The following is a 19,563-nucleotide window of genomic DNA, read 5'->3' as shown; positions in this document are numbered from 1 at the left end:
TAAATATACAACACATTTTTTCTATTATTCGTCATAATGCAAAAATTATACGTCTATTTTAGTTTTTTTTCCAAAAAAACTATACATTTACTACTGCTATCCTGAATTTATTCTAAATTTAAATGTTATGAAACTAAACTGTGTTGTTGTGGATGATAGTTCTATACAAAGGACAATTATTGCAAAATTAGTTAATAATCACCCAGGTTTGCACTTAATCGGGGATTTTTCTAATGCAATAGAGGCAAAAAGTTGTATCTCATTAAATAATATCGACTTAATTTTTCTTGATATAGAAATGCCAGTCATTAATGGCTTTGATTTTCTTGATGGTTTAAAATCTAAACCACAAATTATATTTATCACTTCTAAAGCTGAATACGCATTAAAAGCTTTTGATTATGATGCCACTGATTATCTGCAAAAACCAATTGCCGTAGACCGCTTCAATGCTTCTGTAAAAAGAGCAATTGATATGCATTTGCTTAAAAAAGAAGTAAAAGAAGAAGAAGGCGAACATATTTTTATTAAAAGCAACCTTAAAAAGCTTAAAATATTTACGGCTAAAATCAAATGGATTGAAGCTTTTGGAGATTATGTAAGAGTGGTTACCGAAGACGACAGTAATCTAGTGCTTTCCACAATGAAATCTTTTGAAAACGATTTATCAAAAGACAAATTCATTCGTGTACACAAATCGTATATCATTAATATTGATAAGGTAGAACGCTTTAATAGTAAATTTGCAGAAATAGGAATTACTAAAATTCCGCTTAGTCGAAACAAAAAGGAAGATTTAGTAAAAGCATTGTCGACATCTAATTAATAGAAATCGACATTGACAACAACTTTTATAGCTCTGTACTGAGCAACCGCTTCAAAACTATTCAACATTTTCTGAATAGTTTTTTTTGTGTTTCCTAAATGCAGGTTCTGCGGAATCTTAATTAAGATAGTTCTTATATATTCATTTCGAATTCTGCTGATAGCCGGTTCTTCCGGGCCCAAAACCGGCATATTCAGGTTTTGGCTTAAAACCTGATACAGCCACATCGAACCTTCTTTCAATTTCTCAAACTCACGATGTTTTATCGTTAGTTTAATAATCCTGAAATAAGGCGGATATTTATAAATCTGTCTGTCATACAATTGCTCCTTATACATACCTATATAATTATGGTTTGTAACCTGCTGAATTGTATTATGATCTGGGTTATAAGTCTGAATCACAACTTTACCTTGTTTTTCAGATCTTCCTGCTCTTCCCGCAACTTGCGTCATCATTTGAAAACTTCGCTCAAAAGCCCTGAAATCTGGATGATGCAGCATATTATCCGCATTCATGATTCCGACTAAACTCACATTATCAAAATCTAAACCTTTGGCTAACATTTGAGTTCCAACCAAAATATCAATCTCCCGATTTTTAAAAGTATCGATAATCTTTTCAAAACCGAATTTACCACGAGTCGTATCCTGATCCATTCTAGCCGTTTTAGCTTTCGGAAAAAGCGATAACAACTCCTGCTCTATTTGTTCTGTTCCAAAGCCTTTGGTCGTTAAATCAATACTGGAACAGCTGTGACAATGCGTTGGTTTTGCAATCGAATATCCACAATAATGGCAGCGCAATTGATTTTTAAATTTATGAAAAGTCAAACTTACATCGCATTGCTGACAATGCGGTACGTGTCCGCAGGTGATACATTCTATTATAGGAGAATATCCCCGTCTGTTTTGAAACAAAATCACTTGTTCACCTAAAGATAAAGCTTCGGCAATTTCTTCTATTAAAACATCGCTAAAATGTCCCGTCATTCTCTTTCTGAAATGCTTGTCTTTTAAATCGACCAAAACAACTTCGGGCATTCGAACATTTTTATAACGTTCTGTAAGCGTAACCAAACCGTATTTTTCGCTTTGGGTATTAAAATAGGTTTCAATACTTGGCGTTGCAGAACCTAAAAGTACTTTGGCATTATGAAAATTTGCCAAAACAATTGCCGCATCTCTGGCGTGATATCTCGGCGCAGGATCTGTCTGTTTAAAAGTCTGTTCATGTTCTTCATCCACAATCAATAAACCAAGATCGTTGAAAGGTAAAAACAATGCCGACCTAGCTCCTATTACTATTTGTGCTTTTTCTGAATTTTCGAGTGTTTGTTTCCAAACCTCAACTCTTTCATTATTACTATATTTGGAATGAAAAACAGCTACTTTATCTCCAAAATGAAGTCGTAAACGTGAAACTAATTGTGTTGTAAGCGCAATTTCTGGAAGCAGATACAAAACCTGTCTTCCTGTTTGTAAATATTCTTCAATTAATTTAATATAGATTTCTGTTTTTCCGCTTGAAGTTACGCCGTGAAGCAAACAGACTTCTTTTTCAGAAAAACTTTCTTTTATTGCGGTAAAAGCATTTTGCTGCGCTTCGCTTAATTGTAATTCCTTATCCGTTTTTTCTCCGTTAAATAAAATACGATCTTGCTGTAAATAATATTCTTCGAAGATTTTATTCTTAATCAAAGTTTTTACAACTGCTGAAGTTGAGCCTGAAACCTCAACCAGTTTATTAACTGTTATTGGCTTTTTTTCTGAAGCGCTTATTTGAAAATAAGCCAAAACAATTTCTTTTTGCTTATCACTTCTCAAAATATCCAGCAAATTCATCAAACCTTGATCTGTTTCGTACTGTGAATGTAATTTTACATACCGAACCAGTTTTGGTTTGTAGCTTTCTTTTATTTCTTCTTCTAAAACAATAATATCTTTTGCTATTAATTTTTGAAGAATAGGCAGAATATTTTTTCTATTTAAGATTGAAGCAATTTCCTGAATCTTAAGCGAACTTTGATGTTGCAGTGCTTCATAAACCAAAAATTCATCATCAGAAAGTTCAGAATCGTTAACAATAACTTCTGGTTTATATGAAACAATAGTTTCACTTTCTAATAATAATCCGGTTGGGAACGCTCCACGATACACATCGCCAATACCGCACATATAATAATTGGCAACCCATAGCCAATGTTTAATCTGTGTTTCGGTTGCAATTGGTTTTTCATCTAAAATTTGATGGATTTCTTTAGCCTCATATAATGTGGGCGCATTTTCATGTGTATCTAATACAAGTGCCGTATATATTTTGCTTTTACCAAAAGGCACTGCCACACGCATTCCTTTTTTTATAAAACGGAATTCGGCCTCAGAAACACGATATGTAAAGGTTTTTGCTAAGGAAAGCGGTAAAATAACTTCGATAAAAAACATGCAGATATTTTAATAAAGATTGAAGAATGAATTTGAACAAAAATATTTAATTTCTTTCAAACCAGTTCTTCATTTGAATTCCGTCTAAAAGCTTAAAATCTTTAGTATTATCAGTAAAAAAAATCAATTGATTCTTAATTGTGGTTATCTTTTTATATCAGAAACAATTTCTTCTGCAGATTTTTCAGATGCAAAAGCTCCAAAAGATTTATAGAAATTATTCTCTTTTGATTTATTACTTTTAATAGACTTTGTTAATCGTTCTATAAGTTCAATTTTATTTGAAAAGCTAAGTCCTTCAAATAAATTTGAGTAGGTTTCCAATATATTTTTATCCGTTACAGTCATATCTCCTCTTATTAGTCCAAACAAAATTAAACTATTTTTTAACTACAATCTGAATTTAATAATTATCCGTTACTTTTTTCCTGAAGATTTTTGAGCCAAATACTCATCAACCAATTTCAAAGTATGATTTAAAGATTCTATATTAGTCCAGTCTTCATGACCCGGAATAATATATTTTGGATTCTTAAATTTTGCCTTTACTTTCCCAATCGATTTTTTCCATTCTTTTACGTCAGAATCCGCTAAATAACCAAGGTCATTAGCATCGGCACTTTTTATAAAACAAGCTCCGTAAAGCACTTTTTCTTTATCAAACCAAGCTACAATATTATCAGATGCATGACCTTTTCCGGGATAATAAACCTCAAAAGTATGCTGCCCGACTGTAAAAAACTTATCATTTGGAATTATAAATTCTGCTCTCGGTTTGTTTTCTTTTTTAAGAATATCATCTGTTAACTTAATCGAATACGTTTTGATTCCTTTTTTTCTGTAAAAATCAAATCCTCCTGCACGATCATCGTGAGAATGGGTCGCAAAAAGCATTATCACTTCTTTATTATGTTTTGCTTTTATGCTATCTAATAAAGGCTGAAACTGAGTTTCGTCCCAAGGCGCATCAAACATCACAACACCTTTATCTGTAACAAGATACATGGCATTGGCAGAAATCAACGTTCCATTGTAATCATGAAATGTTTTATAAACATAAAAGTCACCTGTAAGATGACTTATTGGTAATGGAGAATTCTTCTTTTGTCCAAAACTATTTAAGGTTATGACTAAGAATAAAACTATTGAAGCTAATTTTCGCATTTAATTTTGAATTAATTTTTTACGCGTGTCCAGTATTGAGTTCTTCCCATAATCGAAATACCAACATAGCCGCGAAGTTTTAATTTATCTGCAGATTCTAATGAGATATAACATTTGTATTTTTTACCGCTTGTTGGGTCTAAAATTGTTCCTCCGTTATATTCAGCACCGTCTTTTTTAAGACCGTTTATTATGGTCATTCCTAAAATTGGTTTGTTTTTTTCTGCACCTTCACACTTTACACAAACGTCTTTTTTATGATTTTCGCGAAGTATTTCTGTTACCTTCCCGTAAATTTTTCCTGATTTTTCGTAAATCTCAACTACAGATTTAGCTTCTCCCGTCTCATCATCTATGGTCTTCCATTTTCCTATAACACTTTGAGCCTGAATACTCATTGCAAAGAAAAACACACCAATCGTTAACATCCAATTTTTCATATTATTTATTTTTTTTTTGTTTTAATTTTCTGATAGAAGCGTTCAATTCGAACCCTAAAAGCAGAATCATACAGTTTATCCAAATATAAAACATTAGAATTAATAATGTTCCAATAGAACCATAAAGTTCGTTGTATTTTGAAAATTTTATAACCCAAATCCCAAAAAAGAACGAAGATATAACAATTAGTATCGTTGTAAAAACAGATCCAATGCTTATAAAAGGCACTTTATTGTACTGTTTTGTACCATAACGCAATAATATTGAAGATGTTATCAAAATCATTAAAATAACGAATAAATATCGTCCCAAAATTATGAGCGGAATACGATCACTCAATACATCCTGAATGATTGTTTTTTGAATAAAAACCTCAAAAACAACAATTGTAGCCACTGTTACAAACAATATAATGGTCATTACAAGCGAAATTGCCAATGCCACTAGATACTGACTAAAAAATCCGCGTTTGTCAAATACGTGTTTAGACGATTCAAAACCGCTTAAAATTCCGTTAATACCATTTGCCATCAAGAAAATAGAAAGCAAAAATCCCGAAGATAATAAGCCTGAATGACTATTATTTAAGATATCGCTGATGATTTTACTAATCGCATCATAGGTATTTGGAGGAACGCCTTGCTGCACAAACTGCAGGAAATCATTTTGAAAATTATCTATAGGAATAAACGGAATTAAGTTTAGAATAAATAACGTAAAAGGAAACAAAGCCATAAAAAAGCTAAAAGAAACCGCGCTTGCATGATACGAAAAAGCTCCTTCAAGAATCCCTAAAGTGTACATTTCGAGTAAATCATACAAAGAAAATCCCTCTAACCAAGGGAGTTTTATTCTTTTAAAAAGTCGGGCCACATTGCGTATTATGGGCAATTTTTCAATCCGATCTTCTATCTCTTTCGACATATATTTGATTTTAGATTTTTGAGTTTTGATTTTAGATTTAAAACCAAACTCATAACTTATAACTCAAAACTCATAATTCGATTAAAAAGCTTTTAAGCTCAAATCCATATTGTAAACAGAATGCGTTAAAGCACCTGATGAAATATAATTTACACCGCATAAAGCATATCCACGAACTGTTTTTTCGCTGATATTTCCCGAAGATTCTGTCTGGCATTTCGTACCAATCAAATTTACTGCCGTTTTGGTATCTTCATAATTAAAGTTATCAATCAGGATTCTATGAACGCCGTCGCTCAGCAAAATTTCTCTAATTTCATCTAAATTGCGGGCTTCAACAATGATTTTTAAATCCAGATTATTCTCTTTTAAATACTCTTTCGTTTTTGAAACAGCTCGTGTTATTCCGCCTGCAAAATCAATATGATTGTCTTTCAGCATAATCATATCATAAAGGGCAAAACGGTGATTTTCACCTCCGCCTATTTTTACAGCCCATTTTTCGGCAACTCTAAAATTTGGCGTTGTTTTACGTGTATCTAATATTTTAGCGTTTGTTCCTTCTAAAAGCTTCATTAAATGTTTTGTTTTTGTCGCAATGGCAGACATACGCTGCATGGTATTCAAAACCACTCTTTCTGCCTTTAAAATAGACTGTGAGCTTCCAGAAACTTCAAAAACAACTTCTCCGTATTCTACATGCGTTCCATCTTCAATAAAAGTTTTTACTTTTAATTTTGGATCTACATGTTCGAATATCATTTTAGCAAGTTCAACACCGGCAATTATTCCCTGATCTTTTACCAATAATTTTGCCTGACCATGAGCAGTATCGGGAATACAGGCAAGTGAACTGTAATCACCCGGACCAACATCTTCTCTAATGGCATTGCTTATCAAAAGTTGCAATTCTGCTTGAAATTGAGCTTCGCTTATCATTTTTATAATTTTAATAATATGCTAAATTAGGACTTATTTTATGGATTTAAAAGTTTCCTTTCTGCTAAAAGTTTCTTATCACAAATTTATATTTAGCCACAGATTAAAAAGATTAAAATGATTTCAAAAAAATCTGTGCTAATCTGTGTAATCTGTGGCTAATAATTTTTCCAATCAAAATGTACGTCAACAATTAAAAACATTAAATATCTTTGAGGTTCAATCAAGCAAAATTTATGGGATTAATTAAAGATATTTACTCGGTTTCTTTTTACGAAAAATTCAGTCAGGCTGTCGCCGAAGTACATCCGGCATTCAACAAACAAAAATTTATCGAGACAATTTACGAAGGTGATTTTGCTCAAAAAGAATGGAAAGAAAGAATGAAACATACCACAGTTGTGTTTCATCAATTTATGCCTCAAAATTTCCCTGAAGCCGTTTCCTTAATTGATAAAATTATTAAAAACCTAAAGAAAAATAATTTTGCAGACAGCAATCTGGCTTTCATTTTCTTTGCCGATTATATCGAAATGTACGGTTTAGACGATTTTAAAACTTCGGCGAAAGCCTTTGTTTCTATAACACAGTTTATAAGCTGTGAATTTGCCGTTCGTCCTTTTATTTTAAAATATAAAGAACAAATGATTAAAGAGATGACAAAATGGTCTCTGCACGAAAATCATCATGTTAGAAGATTAGCCAGTGAAGGTTCCCGCCCGAGATTACCGTGGGCAATGGCGATTCCGTTTCTTAAAAAAGATCCTACTTCTATTCTTCCAATTTTAGAAAACCTTAAAAACGATCCTTCTGAATATGTCCGCAGAAGCGTTGCCAATAACTTAAATGATATTGCAAAAGATAATCCGCAAATTGTGTTAGAAATTGCCAATAAATGGAAAGGTCACAGCAAAGAAACCGACGGAATCATTAAACACGGCTGCCGAACTTTATTGAAACAAGGTCATCCTGAAATTTTAGGTCATTATGGTTTAGAAAGCACCAATATTGAGCTTTCTTCGTTTGAAATTAAAACGCCTGTTGTGAAAATTGGTGATTATTTGCAATTTCAATTTCATTTGAATAATAAAAATGAAGAACCAAAAACAATTCGGTTAGAATATGCGGTTCATTATAAAAAAGCAAAAGGACATTTAGCTAAAAAAGTCTTTAAAATCAGTGAGAAGATTTACCAGCCGAATCAATTAACCAAAATTGAAAGAAATCAATCTTTTAAACTGATTACAACGAGAGTTTTTCATACTGGAGCACATCAGTTGTCGATTATTATTAATGGAACGGAGAGTGAGGTTTTGGAATTTGAATTGATTGATTAAAAAACAAATTTCATAAATCATCAGAGTTTTAACCGTCCTGTTTGTCATTTCGACGAAGGAGAAATCTCCGCGAGTAGCTCCTCAACGAAAACCCAATCTTTGTAGAGTTTCTTGCGGAGATTTCTCCTTCGTCGAAATGACAAAAAAACCGAAATATCATAAAAAATGAATTTGAACAACTAGCTATTTTACTTACTTTTATAATTCAGAAAAATCCAAAAACAAGTTTCTTAATCTAAATTAAGTTACAAACAAGCGCAGTTACTCTAATTTTGTTTTCAAATCAAATAAAAATACCATGTCAAATATCAGTTTAATTATCGAAGAACGTGCTGCCAATATTGGCAACTTTATGGTGGGCAGATTATTGCCTTTCCGTGAAAAAAGAGCCGTTGGACCATTTGTATTTATCGATCATATGGGACCTGCACATTTAAGTGATCATGAAAATATGGATGTTCCTCCACATCCGCATATCGGACTTTCAACGCTTACTTTCTTGTTTGAAGGAAGTATCATGCACCGCGATAGTTTAGGAACAGAATTAGAAATAAAACCAGGCGCAGTAAACTGGATGACAGCCGGAAAAGGAATTGTTCATTCTGAAAGAACGCCAGAATATTTAAGACATTCGGATAAAATGCTTCACGGACTGCAGATTTGGGTTGCTCTTCCTAAAGAATTAGAGCAAATGGATCCGAATTTTGCACATGTTGAAGCAGATGATATTCCGGCTTGGGAAGAAGACGGAGTTTCATACAAATTAATTGCCGGTGAAGCTTTTGGTAAAAAATCTCCGGTTCCTGTTTATAGTCCGCTTTATTTTATAGAGATCAAAAGTACTGAGGCTAAAAAAATAAACATTGGTAAGGATTTATTCGGCGAAAGTGGTTTATACATTTTAGAAGGAAGTATCAAAAGCGGAGAACACGTTTATGATCCAAAACAAATTCTAATTACAACTGACAGTACGCTTTGCGAGTTTGAAATTGCCGAAAATTCTACGGTTTATATTTTTGGTGGACAACCATTTCCTGAAGAACATTTCATTTTTTGGAATTTTGTTTCTTCAGATAAAAATCTCATCGAAAAAGCTAAAAAAGACTGGACAGAACAGACTTTCCCAAAAGTTCCGGGCGAAACTGAATTTGTTCCATTACCTGAACAAAGAATCAAATAAATATGGATACAATCTCAGCAAAAATAGATACTCGTTTGTATCGAACGGAAATCACATCAGCAAGCGAAAATGTTTTAATTTCTGATGAACCACAGGAATTGGGCGGAAAAAATTTAGGATTAAATCCAACGGAACTTTTGGCAGCATCATTGGCTTCCTGCACTGTAATTACTTTACGAATGTACATTAATCGTAAACAATGGGACGTTTCGGAAATTAATGTCAAAATTGATTTTGAAAGAGATTCTGAACGAAGTGTATCCGTATTTACAAGAAAAATCGAAGTAATTGGCGAAGTCGACGAAACACAAAAACAACGATTGGAAACGATTGCTAACAGCTGCCCTATTCACAAAACACTTACACATTCAATAGAAATTAAAACCACATTAATATAATCATGGAAATTCAACAAATTAACGATACAAGAAAAGGATATTTTGAAGCCATAGAAGATGGAAAAGAAGCCGGAAAAATGACATACACCTGGGCTGGAGATTCAAAATTCATTATTGACCATACTGAAGTAAGTCCAGATTTTAACGGAAAAGGTGTCGGTAAAAAATTAGTGATGGCTGCTGTGGATTATGCAAGAACTAACAATGTAAAAATCATTCCGCTTTGTCCTTTTGCAAAAAGCGTTTTTGATAAGGTTGAGGAAATTCGGGATGTACTTTCTTAAAGATACTAAGATTCTGAGTTTTTTTTAACCGCAAAGCACACAAAGAATACGCAAAGTTCGCAAAGTTTTTTTCGTAGAGACGCACAGCAGTGCGTCTTTCGCATTTTATAGACATCAAGTTTGTCATTTCGACGTAAGGAGAAATCGCACTCGGGAATCCACAAAGATTGACGATTCTCTTTGTCGAGTTTCTAGTGCGATTTCTCCTTACGTCGAAATGATATAAATTATCGATTCTGCATTCGTAGAATGGATTAAAATCCATCCCTACAATATTTAACGTTCCTTCGGAACTCTTTTTAAATTCTTTACACCACAACTTAGCGAACTTCAAAAACCTTTAACCACTTTCCAAAAAACTTTGCGAACTTTGCGAAAAATCTCAGCGCTCTTTGCGTTAAAAACCCACCACAACAAAATTCAATTTTTTAATCTCCTCCAAAACTCTTACATTTGCATGTAATTTAAACTTAGAGTATGACAAGGATAATTACGCTTTTCTGTATTTTTATAGCACAAATCGGCTTTTCTCAAACAGCTGAAAGTTATTTAGAAAAAATCAGAAATAATGAAGCTCTCTTAACAGCTTTTTTTCAACAAATGCCAAAAGGAGGCGATTTACACCACCATTTTTCAGGATCAGTTTATGCAGAACCGCTTTTAGAAAGAGCCATTGCAGAAGATTTTTATTTGAATTTAGAAACCATGGCAGTTTCGAAAACCAAACCTGAAAAAGGAAACTGGCAGACTTTTTCTTCTCTAAAAAATGATGGCAAATTAGATTATTACCAACAGCAAGTAATGCAAACCTGGTCGGTTAAAGATTATAACGGTTCTGTTCCTTCTGATGATCAGTTTTTTGATTCTTTTATGAAATTTGAACCTACTATTGCAGGTCATTTTGCTGAAGGAATGCTCGAATTAAAAAAACGTGCCATTGCAGAAAATGTAAGCTATATCGAAACACAATTATCAACGATTCCGTGTGATATGAATGTTTCTGATTTAACTGATTTCAATACAAAATTGCGTAAGGCAGCTAATCAAAAAGACGAAAAAGAGGTTACAAAACTTTTAGACGAATTGTATAAATCGATTCAGAAAAAAGACGCAAAAAAATATGCTGATGATTTCAACAATAATTTCATAGCAAAACTTCACAAAGATTTAAAAATGGATGATGAGCGTTTTACAATGCGCTATCAAAACTTTGTACTGCGTTTTATGGAACCAGTTGATTTATTTAAAAACTTGGTTATCGCTTTTATTTCTTCTAACGAAAGTAAATTGACCGCAGGTGTAAACATCGTTTCTCCAGAACATGACGAAAATTCGATGAAAGATTATTGGTTGCACATGGAAATGTTTAAATATTGTCACTCTAAATTTCCAGATGTAAAATATACGCTTCACGCAGGAGAATTGACTTTAGGTTTGGTACAGCCGGAAGATTTAACGTGGCATATTAACGATGCAATTTATATTGCAGGCGCAAACAGAATTGGTCACGGGGTTGATATTGCTTACGAAGCAAACTCATACGATTTATTGAAATATATGTCTAAAAACAATATTCCAATTGAGATCAATTTAGTGAGTAATGAATTCATTTTGAAGGTAAAAGATAACAGACATCCGTTTACACTTTACAAAGAATTTAATGTGCCAATTGTAATCAGTACAGACGATGCAGGAATTTTAAGAAGCAATATGACAGAGCAATATGTTTTATTAGCAAAAAGATATTCTGATGTTAATTACGAAACAATAAAGAAATACGTTTACAACAGCATCAATTACAGTTTTATTCAAGATGAATCGGTTAAAAAACAATTGATTAAAGATCTTGATAATAGATTTAAGATTTTTGAAGCTAAGTTTTCTAAAAACTAAAACTGTCAAATCTTTGCGAAATTGCACGCAGATTTTAAACAGATTTAAGCCGATCAACGCAGATTTACTTAAACCAAAAAATTAAAAAATAAAATCTGCTGAATCTGCTAAATCTGCGGGAAAAATATACTCTCGCAGATTTAGCAGATTTGGCAGATAAAAATTCATTCAATATGATTCTAGAAGCCGCATATCTTTTTGTAAAACCTGAATTAGCATCTCAATTTGAAGCTGATTTTGCAAAAGCAAGCCAATATATTTCGTGTATTGAAGGTTATTTAGGACATCGTTTAGAGAAATGTCTTGAAGTTGAAAATAAATATCTTTTGTTAGTTGATTGGAATACGCTTGAAGATCACACAATAGGTTTTAGAACTTCTGAAGCGTATCTGGAATGGAAAAAGATTTTACATCATTATTACGAACCGTTTCCTATTGTAGAACATTTCGAAACGGTTTTTGAGAATAAAAAATAAAGCCCGCAGATTTTACAGATTCAACAGATTTACACTGAATTAATTTAAAGTGAATTAAAAAAAATCTTTTTAATCCTTTTAATCTTTGGCAAAAAAATAAAAATAAAATTCGTGCCAATTAGTGTAATTAGTGGCAAAAAACTTTACCAATGAATATCAAACTCATCGCCATTGGCAAAACAGATAATAAATCGCTTCAAACTTTGATTGACGATTATACCAAACGTTTGTCTTTTTACATCAAATTTGATTTAGAGATTATTCCTGATATCAAAAATGTAAAAAACTTATCTGAAAGTCAGCAGAAAGAAAAAGAAGGCGAATTGATTCTGTCTAAACTGTCACCAACGGATCAATTGATTTTATTGGATGAAAATGGAAAAAACTTCTCAAGTGTTGGTTTTTCAGAAGAATTACAAAAGAAAATGAATTCGGGGATCAAAACTTTGGTTTTTGTAATTGGCGGCCCATACGGATTCTCTGATACGGTTTACAGCAAAGCGCAAGGAAAAGTTTCGCTTTCGCTGATGACTTTTTCGCATCAAATGGTTCGTTTATTTTTTATCGAACAATTGTACCGCGGATTTACGATTTTAAGGAATGAACCTTATCACCATCAATAGTGTTTTTTGTTTCTTTTGTTTCAGTTTTTTTTTGTTTCAAGTTTTAGTTAATGAATTCTACCGGAAGTCTATCAAGATTGTAAGTTACATGCTTTTGCAGCAGAATTTTATATTGTATGTATTCTTCATAACTCATATTCTTATCGAAGAAAAACACCAAATCTGGCACTCTTTCAAATTTTATAGTGTAGAAACGTTGTAATATTTCTGAAATTTTTATTTCCTTATTTGCCATGAAAACCTGTTTTTTTCCTTTTCTAAAGTAAACAACAAGATTTTCTCTACTTGGTTTTTCCGTTTTATAAAACACTTTCGTGAAAGGCACAAAGGCTAAATTCTTTCCAATAGAATCTGCGTACGAATAATAATTTTCGGCATTTTCGTTTTTATGGGCGCTGTCGGCTCTCTTTTTTTCCTGTAATTTCATTACTTCCGGAATTACCAATTTTAAAGGAAGACGTTTGTCAATATTGAAAATCCAGTTGGTTGAAATTATTGCGCTTTTTCGGTTTACATCTGCAATTGTATCTTGTCCTTCGGTTTCAAAAAAGATATAAATTGGTGAAAGATCTTGTACGTCTTTTACAATTGTTATGTTTGATTTTGGAAGTAAAACATCTTGTTTTTTTCCGCAGGAGAAAAGTAGAAAAGCAATAATTAGAGTAAAGTATTTCATGGTTTTTATATTACTTTAAATTAACCAGTTTATAAATTGTTATTTTCTTTTAAAATCAGGTATATAAAAACTTCCAATTGCTCCAGAACTAAATGTAAATACAATATTATCTTTATAAAACATTTTAGAACAATTATCTGAATTCTCCTTTTGTTCTGCCTCGTTTAGATTAGTATCAAAGATCAAATAACTTAAAACTCCCATTCCTCTAAAACCGTATTCAATTTGCGTAGGATTTCCATTTGATATTCCAATACAATTTACATTTTCTAATTTGTCGTAAAGTTCCTCAAAAGTAGCATTACTCCATTTAAGTTTCTTTTTAACTTCTTCTAACGATTTCGTTTTTCCATCATAATATGAAGGTTTTTTAGGTTCTGTAAAATCTTCAAAATCAACATTCCATTCTTGAAATAATAAATCCATTTTGTCTGGATTATTTGTCGGTTCATAAACAAACAAATTAATATCATCCGAAGAGTTATATCTTATTTCAACTAAATAATCTTTTGGAACTATCTTATTAAAATATTCTTTTAACTCTTTAATTTTATTGGATTTTTCAGTATAATTTCTTTTTAAATCAGATGAATCTTTATCAGTACAACTTGTTGCGAAAATTCCAATCAAAATAAACCATAATGCTTTTTTAATCATTTTTTTTTTCTAAACTAGATTATTATTTGAATTCATTTTCTCAAACAAAGCCACACATTCAATCGCTTCCTTCACATCATGAACTCTTAAAATTTTCGCGCCTTTTGTCAACGCAATTGTATTTAGAAACGTTGTTCCGTTTAAAGCTTCCTGCGGCGTGATATTAAGCGTTTTATAAATCATTGATTTTCTTGAAATTCCAGCTAAAACGGGTAATTCTAAAAGATTAAAAAGCTCCATTTTTTGCATGACTTCATAATTCTGATCAGTTGTTTTAGCGAAACCAAATCCTGGATCGAGAATCAAATCGTTGATTCCTAAAGCTCTTGCCTGTTTCACTTTTTCAGAGAAATAGAAAAGTATCTCTTTTACAATATCTTCATATTCTGTCAAACTCTGCATAGTCTGGGGATTACCGCGCATGTGCATCATAATGTAGGGAACGTTATATTTTGCAATAACATCAAACATTTTATCGTCTAACTCTCCCGCTGCAATATCGTTTATAATCGCTGCACCACTTTCTATACTCGCTTTTGCAACTTCGGCTCTAAAAGTATCAATTGATAATAAAGCTTTCGGAAAATGCTTTAAAATCAATTCTATAACAGGAATAATGCGGTCAATTTCTTCTTGTTCAGAAACAAATTCGGCACACGGTTTACTTGAATAGGCGCCAATATCAATAAATGCTGCACCTTCAGAAAGCATTTTATCTACCTGAGAAATGATTTCGTCTTCATTTTTATATTTTCCTCCATCAAAGAAAGAATTCGGCGTAACATTCAAAATTCCCATTACTTTAGGAATCGATAAATCTATAAGTTCGCCTTTGCAGTTAATCGTCATCTGTTTTGTTATTTTTGTTTCAGGTTTCAGGTTTCAGGTTTCAAGTTCTAGAACTTCCGCGATCTGCATCAACTTGAAACTTCAAACCTGAAACTTGAAACATTATTTTTAAGTTTCAAGTTATCGGCATTAACAATTTGTTTAGAAAAAACTTGAAACAAAGAAAACCTTAAACTTGAAACTCTTAAAAAATTATCCTTATTTTTGGAGAAATTTTAGCAAATATACAGCAATAAATGAAGAATACTTCCCTTGAATTTGATAATGTAATTACGGTTTGCCGAACCTTATTTATCAATAAAATGAAAGATTACGGCAGTGCATGGAGAATTTTAAGGCTTCCATCATTGACGGATCAAATTTTCATAAAAGCACAACGAATCAGAAGTTTACAGGAAAATGATGTTCGTAAAGTTGATGAGGATGAAAAAGGAGAATTTATCGGAATCATCAATTATTCTATCATGGCCTTAATTCAGCTAGAATTGGGCGTTGTTGATCAGCCGGATTTGGATGTTGAAAAAGCAACCGAATTATATGATGCTAAAGTAAAATTAACCAAAGAATTAATGGAAGCTAAAAATCACGATTATGGTGAAGCGTGGCGTGATATGCGTGTGAGTTCTTTAACTGATTTAATTTTGCAGAAGTTACTTCGCGTAAAACAAATTGAGGATAATAAAGGCCTAACTTTAGTTTCTGAAGGAATTGATGCTAATTACCAGGATATGATTAATTACTCTGTTTTTGCCTTGATTCTAAACCCAATAAACAAATAAAATTCCAAAAAATAAATTCCAAATTCCAATTTTTCAACAAGATTTTGGAATTTGGATTTTCAAATATTGGAATTTCAAATTTAATATTTACCCTATGAAAAACATCATTACTCAATTCTCCCGATTATTTGTCGGTGTATTATTTATCATTTCCGGATTAATAAAACTAAATGATCCTGTTGGGTTCTCATATAAATTAGCCGAATATTTTAGTGAACCAGTTTTTAATATGCCATTTTTAGAGCCATTAGCTTTAAGTTTAGCTATTTTTCTGGTAATCTTAGAAGTAGTTTTGGGTGTAATGTTGCTAGTGGGATATAAAGCTAAAACAACAATTTGGGCATTATTGCTTTTAATCGTTTTCTTTACGTTCCTTACCTTCTACTCTGCTTATTTTGATGTGGTAAAAGATTGCGGATGCTTTGGCGATGCTTTGCATTTAACACCTTGGCAGTCATTCACAAAAGATGTTGTTTTATTATTCTTTATTTTGATTTTATTCATCAATCAAAAATTAGTAAAACCTTTATTTTCAAATACGGTTACAAATGCGATTACAATAATAAGCGTTACTTTGAGTGCAATTATGGCGTATTGGGTTTTAAATCATAATCCTATAAAAGATTTCCGTCCATACAAAGTTGGAACAAACATCGAAAAAGGAATGGAAATTCCGGAAGGCGCACCAAAATCTGTAGTTGAAATGGTGTTTATTTATAAAGTAAACGGAGTTGATAAAGAATTTACAGAGAAAGATTTAATGAAAATTCCGGAAGGCGCCACTTTTGTGGACAGAAAAGACAAAGTGATTACAGAAGGTTACGTACCGCCAATTCACGATTTTACAATGACAAAAGATGATTCTGACTACAAAGCAGAATTATTAAAAGAACCTAAACTCTTGATTTTTGTAACCTATGATCTGGCTTTATCAAATCCAGACGGAATGAAAAAACTAGCAAAAGTTACTGCAGATGCAAAAGCAAAAGGTTATAAAGTAATTGCAATGACGGCTTCTGGAGCTGAGGAAATTGCAAAAGCAAAAAAACAATACAATTTAGATGTTGATTTTTATTTCTGCGATGCAACAGCTTTAAAAACTGTCGAAAGAGCCAATCCAAGTATCGTGGTTTTACACAAAGGAACTGTAGTTCAAAAAGTACATTACAACGATGTTGATGATTTAAAATTATCTGATGTTGCTTATGGCATTTAACAATATTTGACAACAATTAAAGACGCCAATATTCTATTTTTTAGATATATTGGCGTTTTTTTTAGCACAAAACCAACAACCAAATCTTAAATAAAACCAATTTATAACTATGATGACAAAATTACTAAGGCTGTTTTTTTCAAATCCTTTCCTGTTTTTATTTATATTATTTTTAATTATTTATGCAGCTTATGATTTTTATATTCACAAATCTTCTGGTACACATTTAGTTTCTCTTCAGATTTTGGCATTAATTGCAGGAGTAATTTTTGAAAGCAAAAGAATTTCAAATAAATGGACAACATCCGTTTTTATAGGAATCCTTTCTTTTATTTTTATATTTCTCCTCGGTTCTTTTTTATGCAGTATAGTTGATGAATCAAATTGTAATCTTGAATTCATTTTGAATAGAAGCCTTGTATTTTGGCCTTTTATATTCTTTGTCTTTTATGTTATTTATTCCCGAATATTTAACGAACGAAATATTACTCCAAAACTAACAGAAGGCATAACATTATTTCTCTCGATTGCTATGATATATTGGGTAGTTGATAACGGTTTGATCAACTTTGACAACATAATTTCCCAAACCTTAATAGTTATTGGTATTTCATTTTCGTTATTTTCTTTTTTTCATGCTTTTACAAAAACTCATTTATCAGACAGAAACAAATTTATCTTAAGTATTTGGAGCTCAATAATCATGATGTTTTTTGCTATAGATAATCTAAATTCAATTTATGAAAATCACAATACTGCTAACTCAGATGATATTCTACAGGGAATATACGTTGCCATTCAATATTTTCTTTTAGGGGTTTCAAGCATTTATATGATTCAGAATTTCATGATGCTTATTGGTTTCCTGCCAAGATGGAAAAGATTTTTCAATTCAAGATATTTTGAAGAATTCAGAGAACTCAAAGACGAACATATTGATAGGTATTCTGAAGAACAAGTGAGTTATTTAGATTCGATATTTTGTGCTGTTTTTATAGGTTCCATTTTCTTTTTGAACTATTATTATGACTTTGTTTCCAGACAATTTGTAATTTGGATTACCTTTATAATTTTCCCTTTTATCATTAGTATTTACAATTATCTTTTAGTAAGAAAAAGATTTTAAATATAATAATAATCCTATATTTGACTCAATCAAAAACAAAATCAAACCTATGAAGAGATTAATTAAATTATCACTTATTTTATTAATAATTACTAGTTTTGGCTGCACAAGCGAACCTTATAACTGTACGACATCCCCACCTTCTGTTACTTTTGAATTTGTAGATAAAACTTCTGGAGAGAATTTATTTAAAAATGGCACATTTGATGCAAAAAAGGCGGTAACAATAACTGATTTAAAAGAAAACAAAATAATACAATATGCCTATCTGAAAGAAGAAAACCTTTATCGTCTTGGCTTCAATGCTATGGGATGGGATGCGGGAACATTTAAATATGCTGTAAAGATAGAAGACAAAAGTATTTTTGAGTTTCAGGTATCTACTGAAAAAAGAAAAAGTGAGCATTGTAGTTCTACTGTAATAACATCCCTGGAAATCAAAAATGTAGAATTTCAGGAAGATAAAACAACTGGAGTTTATAAGATCTTAATTGATACTCAAAACCAATAATCGATGCTAAACACAATTAAGTTTTTTATTTTATCACTTATAATACTTTGCAATAGTACAGTTTTCAGCCAGACTGCAGACCAGCGTTATATTTTCTTTTTTCATAATAAATTTGTTGAAGAAAATGATTTGAATACTCCGCATCCTGAATATGGCAAAGCCGAATACAATGAAATTTTAGAATCATTCAGAAAAGATAATTTTATTGTTTTTAGCGAAAAAAGAAAGAAAAACACAAATGCAGCAGATTATGCAGAAAAAGTCGTGAAACAAATCAAAACGCTTTTGAAAAAAGGAGTTGCGCCAAACAAAATAACCGTAATTGGAACTTCAAAAGGTGGTTATATTGCACAATATGTTTCAACCTATTTAGCAAATCCTGATGTGAATTTTGTTTTTATTGGATGTTTTAGAGATGTAGATATTGAAGAAATTCCGGATATTAATTTCTGTGGAAACATTTTAACCATTTATGAAAAATCAGATATTTACGGCGTTTCGGCAATTAAAAGAAAAGAAACTTCCAAACTCAAAATAAATCATTTCAAGCAAATTGAATTGAATACTAATTTAAAACATGGCTTTTTATACAAAGCTTTAGATGAATGGATTGTTCCATCTAAAAAATGGGCAAATGGAAATTATGATTTGAATTAAAATCTCAAAAGAAAACATAGCAAAGCCTTTAATAATTTAAATTTATTAAAGGCTTTTTTGCTTCAAACCTGACGTTTTTTTGCTTCCAAAATCATTCTGTAAACTAAAAATTCTATCATTTTTTTGTCTTCAAAAAAATAATGTTTAAAAAATCCTGAATTTC

General features: G+C 31.6%; 22 protein-coding genes. 13 read left to right on the top strand and 9 right to left on the bottom strand.

The features are described from left to right. Nucleotides 1-127 precede the first annotated feature (127 nt). Entirely contained in the window at nucleotides 128-826 is a 699-nt protein-coding gene (locus ACODSB_RS14630; RefSeq protein WP_053473460.1) for a LytR/AlgR family response regulator transcription factor, read from the top strand. Here ACODSB_RS14630 and priA read toward each other — a convergent pair. The 6 genes from priA to nadC form a co-directional block, all read right to left on the bottom strand. After that, nucleotides 823-3,270 carry a replication restart helicase PriA gene (gene priA, locus ACODSB_RS14625; RefSeq protein WP_488937597.1) on the bottom strand — a complete coding sequence of 816 codons (2,448 nt, stop codon included), beginning with the start codon at nucleotides 3,268-3,270 and terminating at the stop codon, nucleotides 823-825. The two genes, ACODSB_RS14630 and priA, sit on opposite strands and share 4 nt — an antisense overlap. A 144-nt stretch (nucleotides 3,271-3,414) precedes the next feature. Next, entirely contained in the window at nucleotides 3,415-3,618 is a 204-nt protein-coding gene (locus ACODSB_RS14620; protein ID WP_053473462.1) for a hypothetical protein, read from the bottom strand. Between the two features lie 69 nt (nucleotides 3,619-3,687). Beyond that, a complete protein-coding gene (gene bla-B1-FLAV / locus ACODSB_RS14615; RefSeq protein WP_488937596.1) occupies nucleotides 3,688-4,434 on the bottom strand; it encodes a subclass B1 metallo-beta-lactamase in 747 nt (248 codons plus the stop codon). 11 nt (nucleotides 4,435-4,445) lie between these two features. Then, nucleotides 4,446-4,874, bottom strand: a complete 429-nt coding sequence (locus ACODSB_RS14610; protein ID WP_180857682.1) for a DUF2147 domain-containing protein — start codon at nucleotides 4,872-4,874, stop codon at nucleotides 4,446-4,448. A 1-nt stretch (nucleotide 4,875) separates the two neighbouring features. Further along, nucleotides 4,876-5,799, bottom strand: a complete 924-nt coding sequence (locus tag ACODSB_RS14605; RefSeq protein WP_488937595.1) for a YihY/virulence factor BrkB family protein — start codon at nucleotides 5,797-5,799, stop codon at nucleotides 4,876-4,878. Nucleotides 5,800-5,880: 81 nt separating this feature from the next. Continuing rightward, nucleotides 5,881-6,738 carry a carboxylating nicotinate-nucleotide diphosphorylase gene (nadC, locus tag ACODSB_RS14600; protein ID WP_488937594.1) on the bottom strand — a complete coding sequence of 286 codons (858 nt, stop codon included), beginning with the start codon at nucleotides 6,736-6,738 and terminating at the stop codon, nucleotides 5,881-5,883. Nucleotides 6,739-6,974: 236 nt separating this feature from the next. On the opposite strand from nadC, the gene ACODSB_RS14595 reads away from it, so the two are divergent. From ACODSB_RS14595 to rlmH, 7 genes are all read left to right on the top strand, one after another. Then, entirely contained in the window at nucleotides 6,975-8,075 is a 1,101-nt protein-coding gene (locus ACODSB_RS14595; RefSeq protein ID WP_488937593.1) for a DNA alkylation repair protein, read from the top strand. 298 nt (nucleotides 8,076-8,373) lie between these two features. Then, entirely contained in the window at nucleotides 8,374-9,255 is an 882-nt protein-coding gene (locus tag ACODSB_RS14590) for a pirin family protein (RefSeq protein ID WP_488937592.1), read from the top strand. Between the two features lie 2 nt (nucleotides 9,256-9,257). Next, nucleotides 9,258-9,653 (top strand): OsmC family protein, encoded by a 396-nt coding sequence (locus ACODSB_RS14585; protein WP_488937591.1) that lies wholly within the window; start codon nucleotides 9,258-9,260, stop codon nucleotides 9,651-9,653. Between the two features lie 2 nt (nucleotides 9,654-9,655). Continuing rightward, on the top strand, nucleotides 9,656-9,937 hold the full coding sequence (locus tag ACODSB_RS14580) for a GNAT family N-acetyltransferase (RefSeq protein WP_488937590.1): 282 nt from the start codon (nucleotides 9,656-9,658) through the stop codon (nucleotides 9,935-9,937). A gap of 477 nt (nucleotides 9,938-10,414) precedes the next feature. Next, nucleotides 10,415-11,830, top strand: coding sequence for an amidohydrolase family protein (locus ACODSB_RS14575; protein WP_488937589.1), 1,416 nt, complete (start codon nucleotides 10,415-10,417; stop codon nucleotides 11,828-11,830). A 173-nt stretch (nucleotides 11,831-12,003) separates the two neighbouring features. Then, a complete protein-coding gene (locus ACODSB_RS14570; RefSeq protein ID WP_488937588.1) occupies nucleotides 12,004-12,306 on the top strand; it encodes an antibiotic biosynthesis monooxygenase family protein in 303 nt (100 codons plus the stop codon). Nucleotides 12,307-12,455: 149 nt separating this feature from the next. Continuing rightward, nucleotides 12,456-12,929: a 23S rRNA (pseudouridine(1915)-N(3))-methyltransferase RlmH gene (gene rlmH, locus ACODSB_RS14565; RefSeq protein WP_053473473.1), complete on the top strand. Its 474-nt coding sequence runs from the start codon at nucleotides 12,456-12,458 to the stop codon at nucleotides 12,927-12,929. Between the two features lie 43 nt (nucleotides 12,930-12,972). On the opposite strand, the gene ACODSB_RS14560 is transcribed toward rlmH, so the two are convergent. The 3 genes from ACODSB_RS14560 to folP are packed head-to-tail and all read right to left on the bottom strand — an operon-like array spanning nucleotide 12,973 to nucleotide 15,111. Beyond that, the gene (locus ACODSB_RS14560; RefSeq protein ID WP_488937587.1) at nucleotides 12,973-13,605 is read right to left on the bottom strand and encodes a hypothetical protein; all 633 of its coding nucleotides are present in this window, start codon (nucleotides 13,603-13,605) and stop codon (nucleotides 12,973-12,975) included. Between the two features lie 39 nt (nucleotides 13,606-13,644). Then, the gene (locus ACODSB_RS14555; protein WP_488937586.1) at nucleotides 13,645-14,262 is read right to left on the bottom strand and encodes a hypothetical protein; all 618 of its coding nucleotides are present in this window, start codon (nucleotides 14,260-14,262) and stop codon (nucleotides 13,645-13,647) included. 9 nt (nucleotides 14,263-14,271) lie between these two features. After that, nucleotides 14,272-15,111 (bottom strand): dihydropteroate synthase, encoded by an 840-nt coding sequence (folP, locus tag ACODSB_RS14550; protein ID WP_488937585.1) that lies wholly within the window; start codon nucleotides 15,109-15,111, stop codon nucleotides 14,272-14,274. 236 nt (nucleotides 15,112-15,347) lie between these two features. Between folP and ACODSB_RS14545 the strand changes: the two genes are divergently transcribed. The 5 genes from ACODSB_RS14545 to ACODSB_RS14525 all read left to right on the top strand — a co-directional run bounded on the left by ACODSB_RS14545 (nucleotide 15,348) and on the right by ACODSB_RS14525 (nucleotide 19,400). After that, nucleotides 15,348-15,890 (top strand): DUF1599 domain-containing protein, encoded by a 543-nt coding sequence (locus tag ACODSB_RS14545; RefSeq protein WP_056205972.1) that lies wholly within the window; start codon nucleotides 15,348-15,350, stop codon nucleotides 15,888-15,890. A 94-nt stretch (nucleotides 15,891-15,984) separates the two neighbouring features. Beyond that, a complete protein-coding gene (locus tag ACODSB_RS14540) occupies nucleotides 15,985-17,106 on the top strand; it encodes a BT_3928 family protein (RefSeq protein WP_488937584.1) in 1,122 nt (373 codons plus the stop codon). 109 nt (nucleotides 17,107-17,215) lie between these two features. After that, nucleotides 17,216-18,232, top strand: a complete 1,017-nt coding sequence (locus ACODSB_RS14535; RefSeq protein ID WP_488937583.1) for a hypothetical protein — start codon at nucleotides 17,216-17,218, stop codon at nucleotides 18,230-18,232. A 49-nt stretch (nucleotides 18,233-18,281) separates the two neighbouring features. Next, the gene (locus ACODSB_RS14530; RefSeq protein WP_488937582.1) at nucleotides 18,282-18,743 is read left to right on the top strand and encodes a hypothetical protein; all 462 of its coding nucleotides are present in this window, start codon (nucleotides 18,282-18,284) and stop codon (nucleotides 18,741-18,743) included. Between the two features lie 3 nt (nucleotides 18,744-18,746). After that, on the top strand, nucleotides 18,747-19,400 hold the full coding sequence (locus ACODSB_RS14525) for an alpha/beta hydrolase (protein ID WP_488937581.1): 654 nt from the start codon (nucleotides 18,747-18,749) through the stop codon (nucleotides 19,398-19,400). Nucleotides 19,401-19,563: the final 163 nt, after the last annotated feature.

This window comes from Flavobacterium sp. FG68 (genome assembly GCF_057808895.1).
This window is presented reverse-complemented; position numbering and strand designations above follow the sequence as displayed.

Bases quoted from the DNA above. Each gene is read 5' to 3' on its own strand.
- ACODSB_RS14630 (WP_053473460.1), top strand. From the start codon at position 128: ATGAAACTAAACTGTGTTGTTGTGGATGATAGTTCTATACAAAGGACA.
- priA (WP_488937597.1), bottom strand. From the start codon at position 3,270: ATGTTTTTTATCGAAGTTATTTTACCGCTTTCCTTAGCAAAAACCTTT.
- ACODSB_RS14620 (WP_053473462.1), bottom strand. From the start codon at position 3,618: ATGACTGTAACGGATAAAAATATATTGGAAACCTACTCAAATTTATTT.
- bla-B1-FLAV (WP_488937596.1), bottom strand. From the start codon at position 4,434: ATGCGAAAATTAGCTTCAATAGTTTTATTCTTAGTCATAACCTTAAAT.
- ACODSB_RS14610 (WP_180857682.1), bottom strand. From the start codon at position 4,874: ATGAAAAATTGGATGTTAACGATTGGTGTGTTTTTCTTTGCAATGAGT.
- ACODSB_RS14605 (WP_488937595.1), bottom strand. From the start codon at position 5,799: ATGTCGAAAGAGATAGAAGATCGGATTGAAAAATTGCCCATAATACGC.
- nadC (WP_488937594.1), bottom strand. From the start codon at position 6,738: ATGATAAGCGAAGCTCAATTTCAAGCAGAATTGCAACTTTTGATAAGC.
- ACODSB_RS14595 (WP_488937593.1), top strand. From the start codon at position 6,975: ATGGGATTAATTAAAGATATTTACTCGGTTTCTTTTTACGAAAAATTC.
- ACODSB_RS14590 (WP_488937592.1), top strand. From the start codon at position 8,374: ATGTCAAATATCAGTTTAATTATCGAAGAACGTGCTGCCAATATTGGC.
- ACODSB_RS14585 (WP_488937591.1), top strand. From the start codon at position 9,258: ATGGATACAATCTCAGCAAAAATAGATACTCGTTTGTATCGAACGGAA.
- ACODSB_RS14580 (WP_488937590.1), top strand. From the start codon at position 9,656: ATGGAAATTCAACAAATTAACGATACAAGAAAAGGATATTTTGAAGCC.
- ACODSB_RS14575 (WP_488937589.1), top strand. From the start codon at position 10,415: ATGACAAGGATAATTACGCTTTTCTGTATTTTTATAGCACAAATCGGC.
- ACODSB_RS14570 (WP_488937588.1), top strand. From the start codon at position 12,004: ATGATTCTAGAAGCCGCATATCTTTTTGTAAAACCTGAATTAGCATCT.
- rlmH (WP_053473473.1), top strand. From the start codon at position 12,456: ATGAATATCAAACTCATCGCCATTGGCAAAACAGATAATAAATCGCTT.
- ACODSB_RS14560 (WP_488937587.1), bottom strand. From the start codon at position 13,605: ATGAAATACTTTACTCTAATTATTGCTTTTCTACTTTTCTCCTGCGGA.
- ACODSB_RS14555 (WP_488937586.1), bottom strand. From the start codon at position 14,262: ATGATTAAAAAAGCATTATGGTTTATTTTGATTGGAATTTTCGCAACA.
- folP (WP_488937585.1), bottom strand. From the start codon at position 15,111: ATGACGATTAACTGCAAAGGCGAACTTATAGATTTATCGATTCCTAAA.
- ACODSB_RS14545 (WP_056205972.1), top strand. From the start codon at position 15,348: ATGAAGAATACTTCCCTTGAATTTGATAATGTAATTACGGTTTGCCGA.
- ACODSB_RS14540 (WP_488937584.1), top strand. From the start codon at position 15,985: ATGAAAAACATCATTACTCAATTCTCCCGATTATTTGTCGGTGTATTA.
- ACODSB_RS14535 (WP_488937583.1), top strand. From the start codon at position 17,216: ATGATGACAAAATTACTAAGGCTGTTTTTTTCAAATCCTTTCCTGTTT.
- ACODSB_RS14530 (WP_488937582.1), top strand. From the start codon at position 18,282: ATGAAGAGATTAATTAAATTATCACTTATTTTATTAATAATTACTAGT.
- ACODSB_RS14525 (WP_488937581.1), top strand. From the start codon at position 18,747: ATGCTAAACACAATTAAGTTTTTTATTTTATCACTTATAATACTTTGC.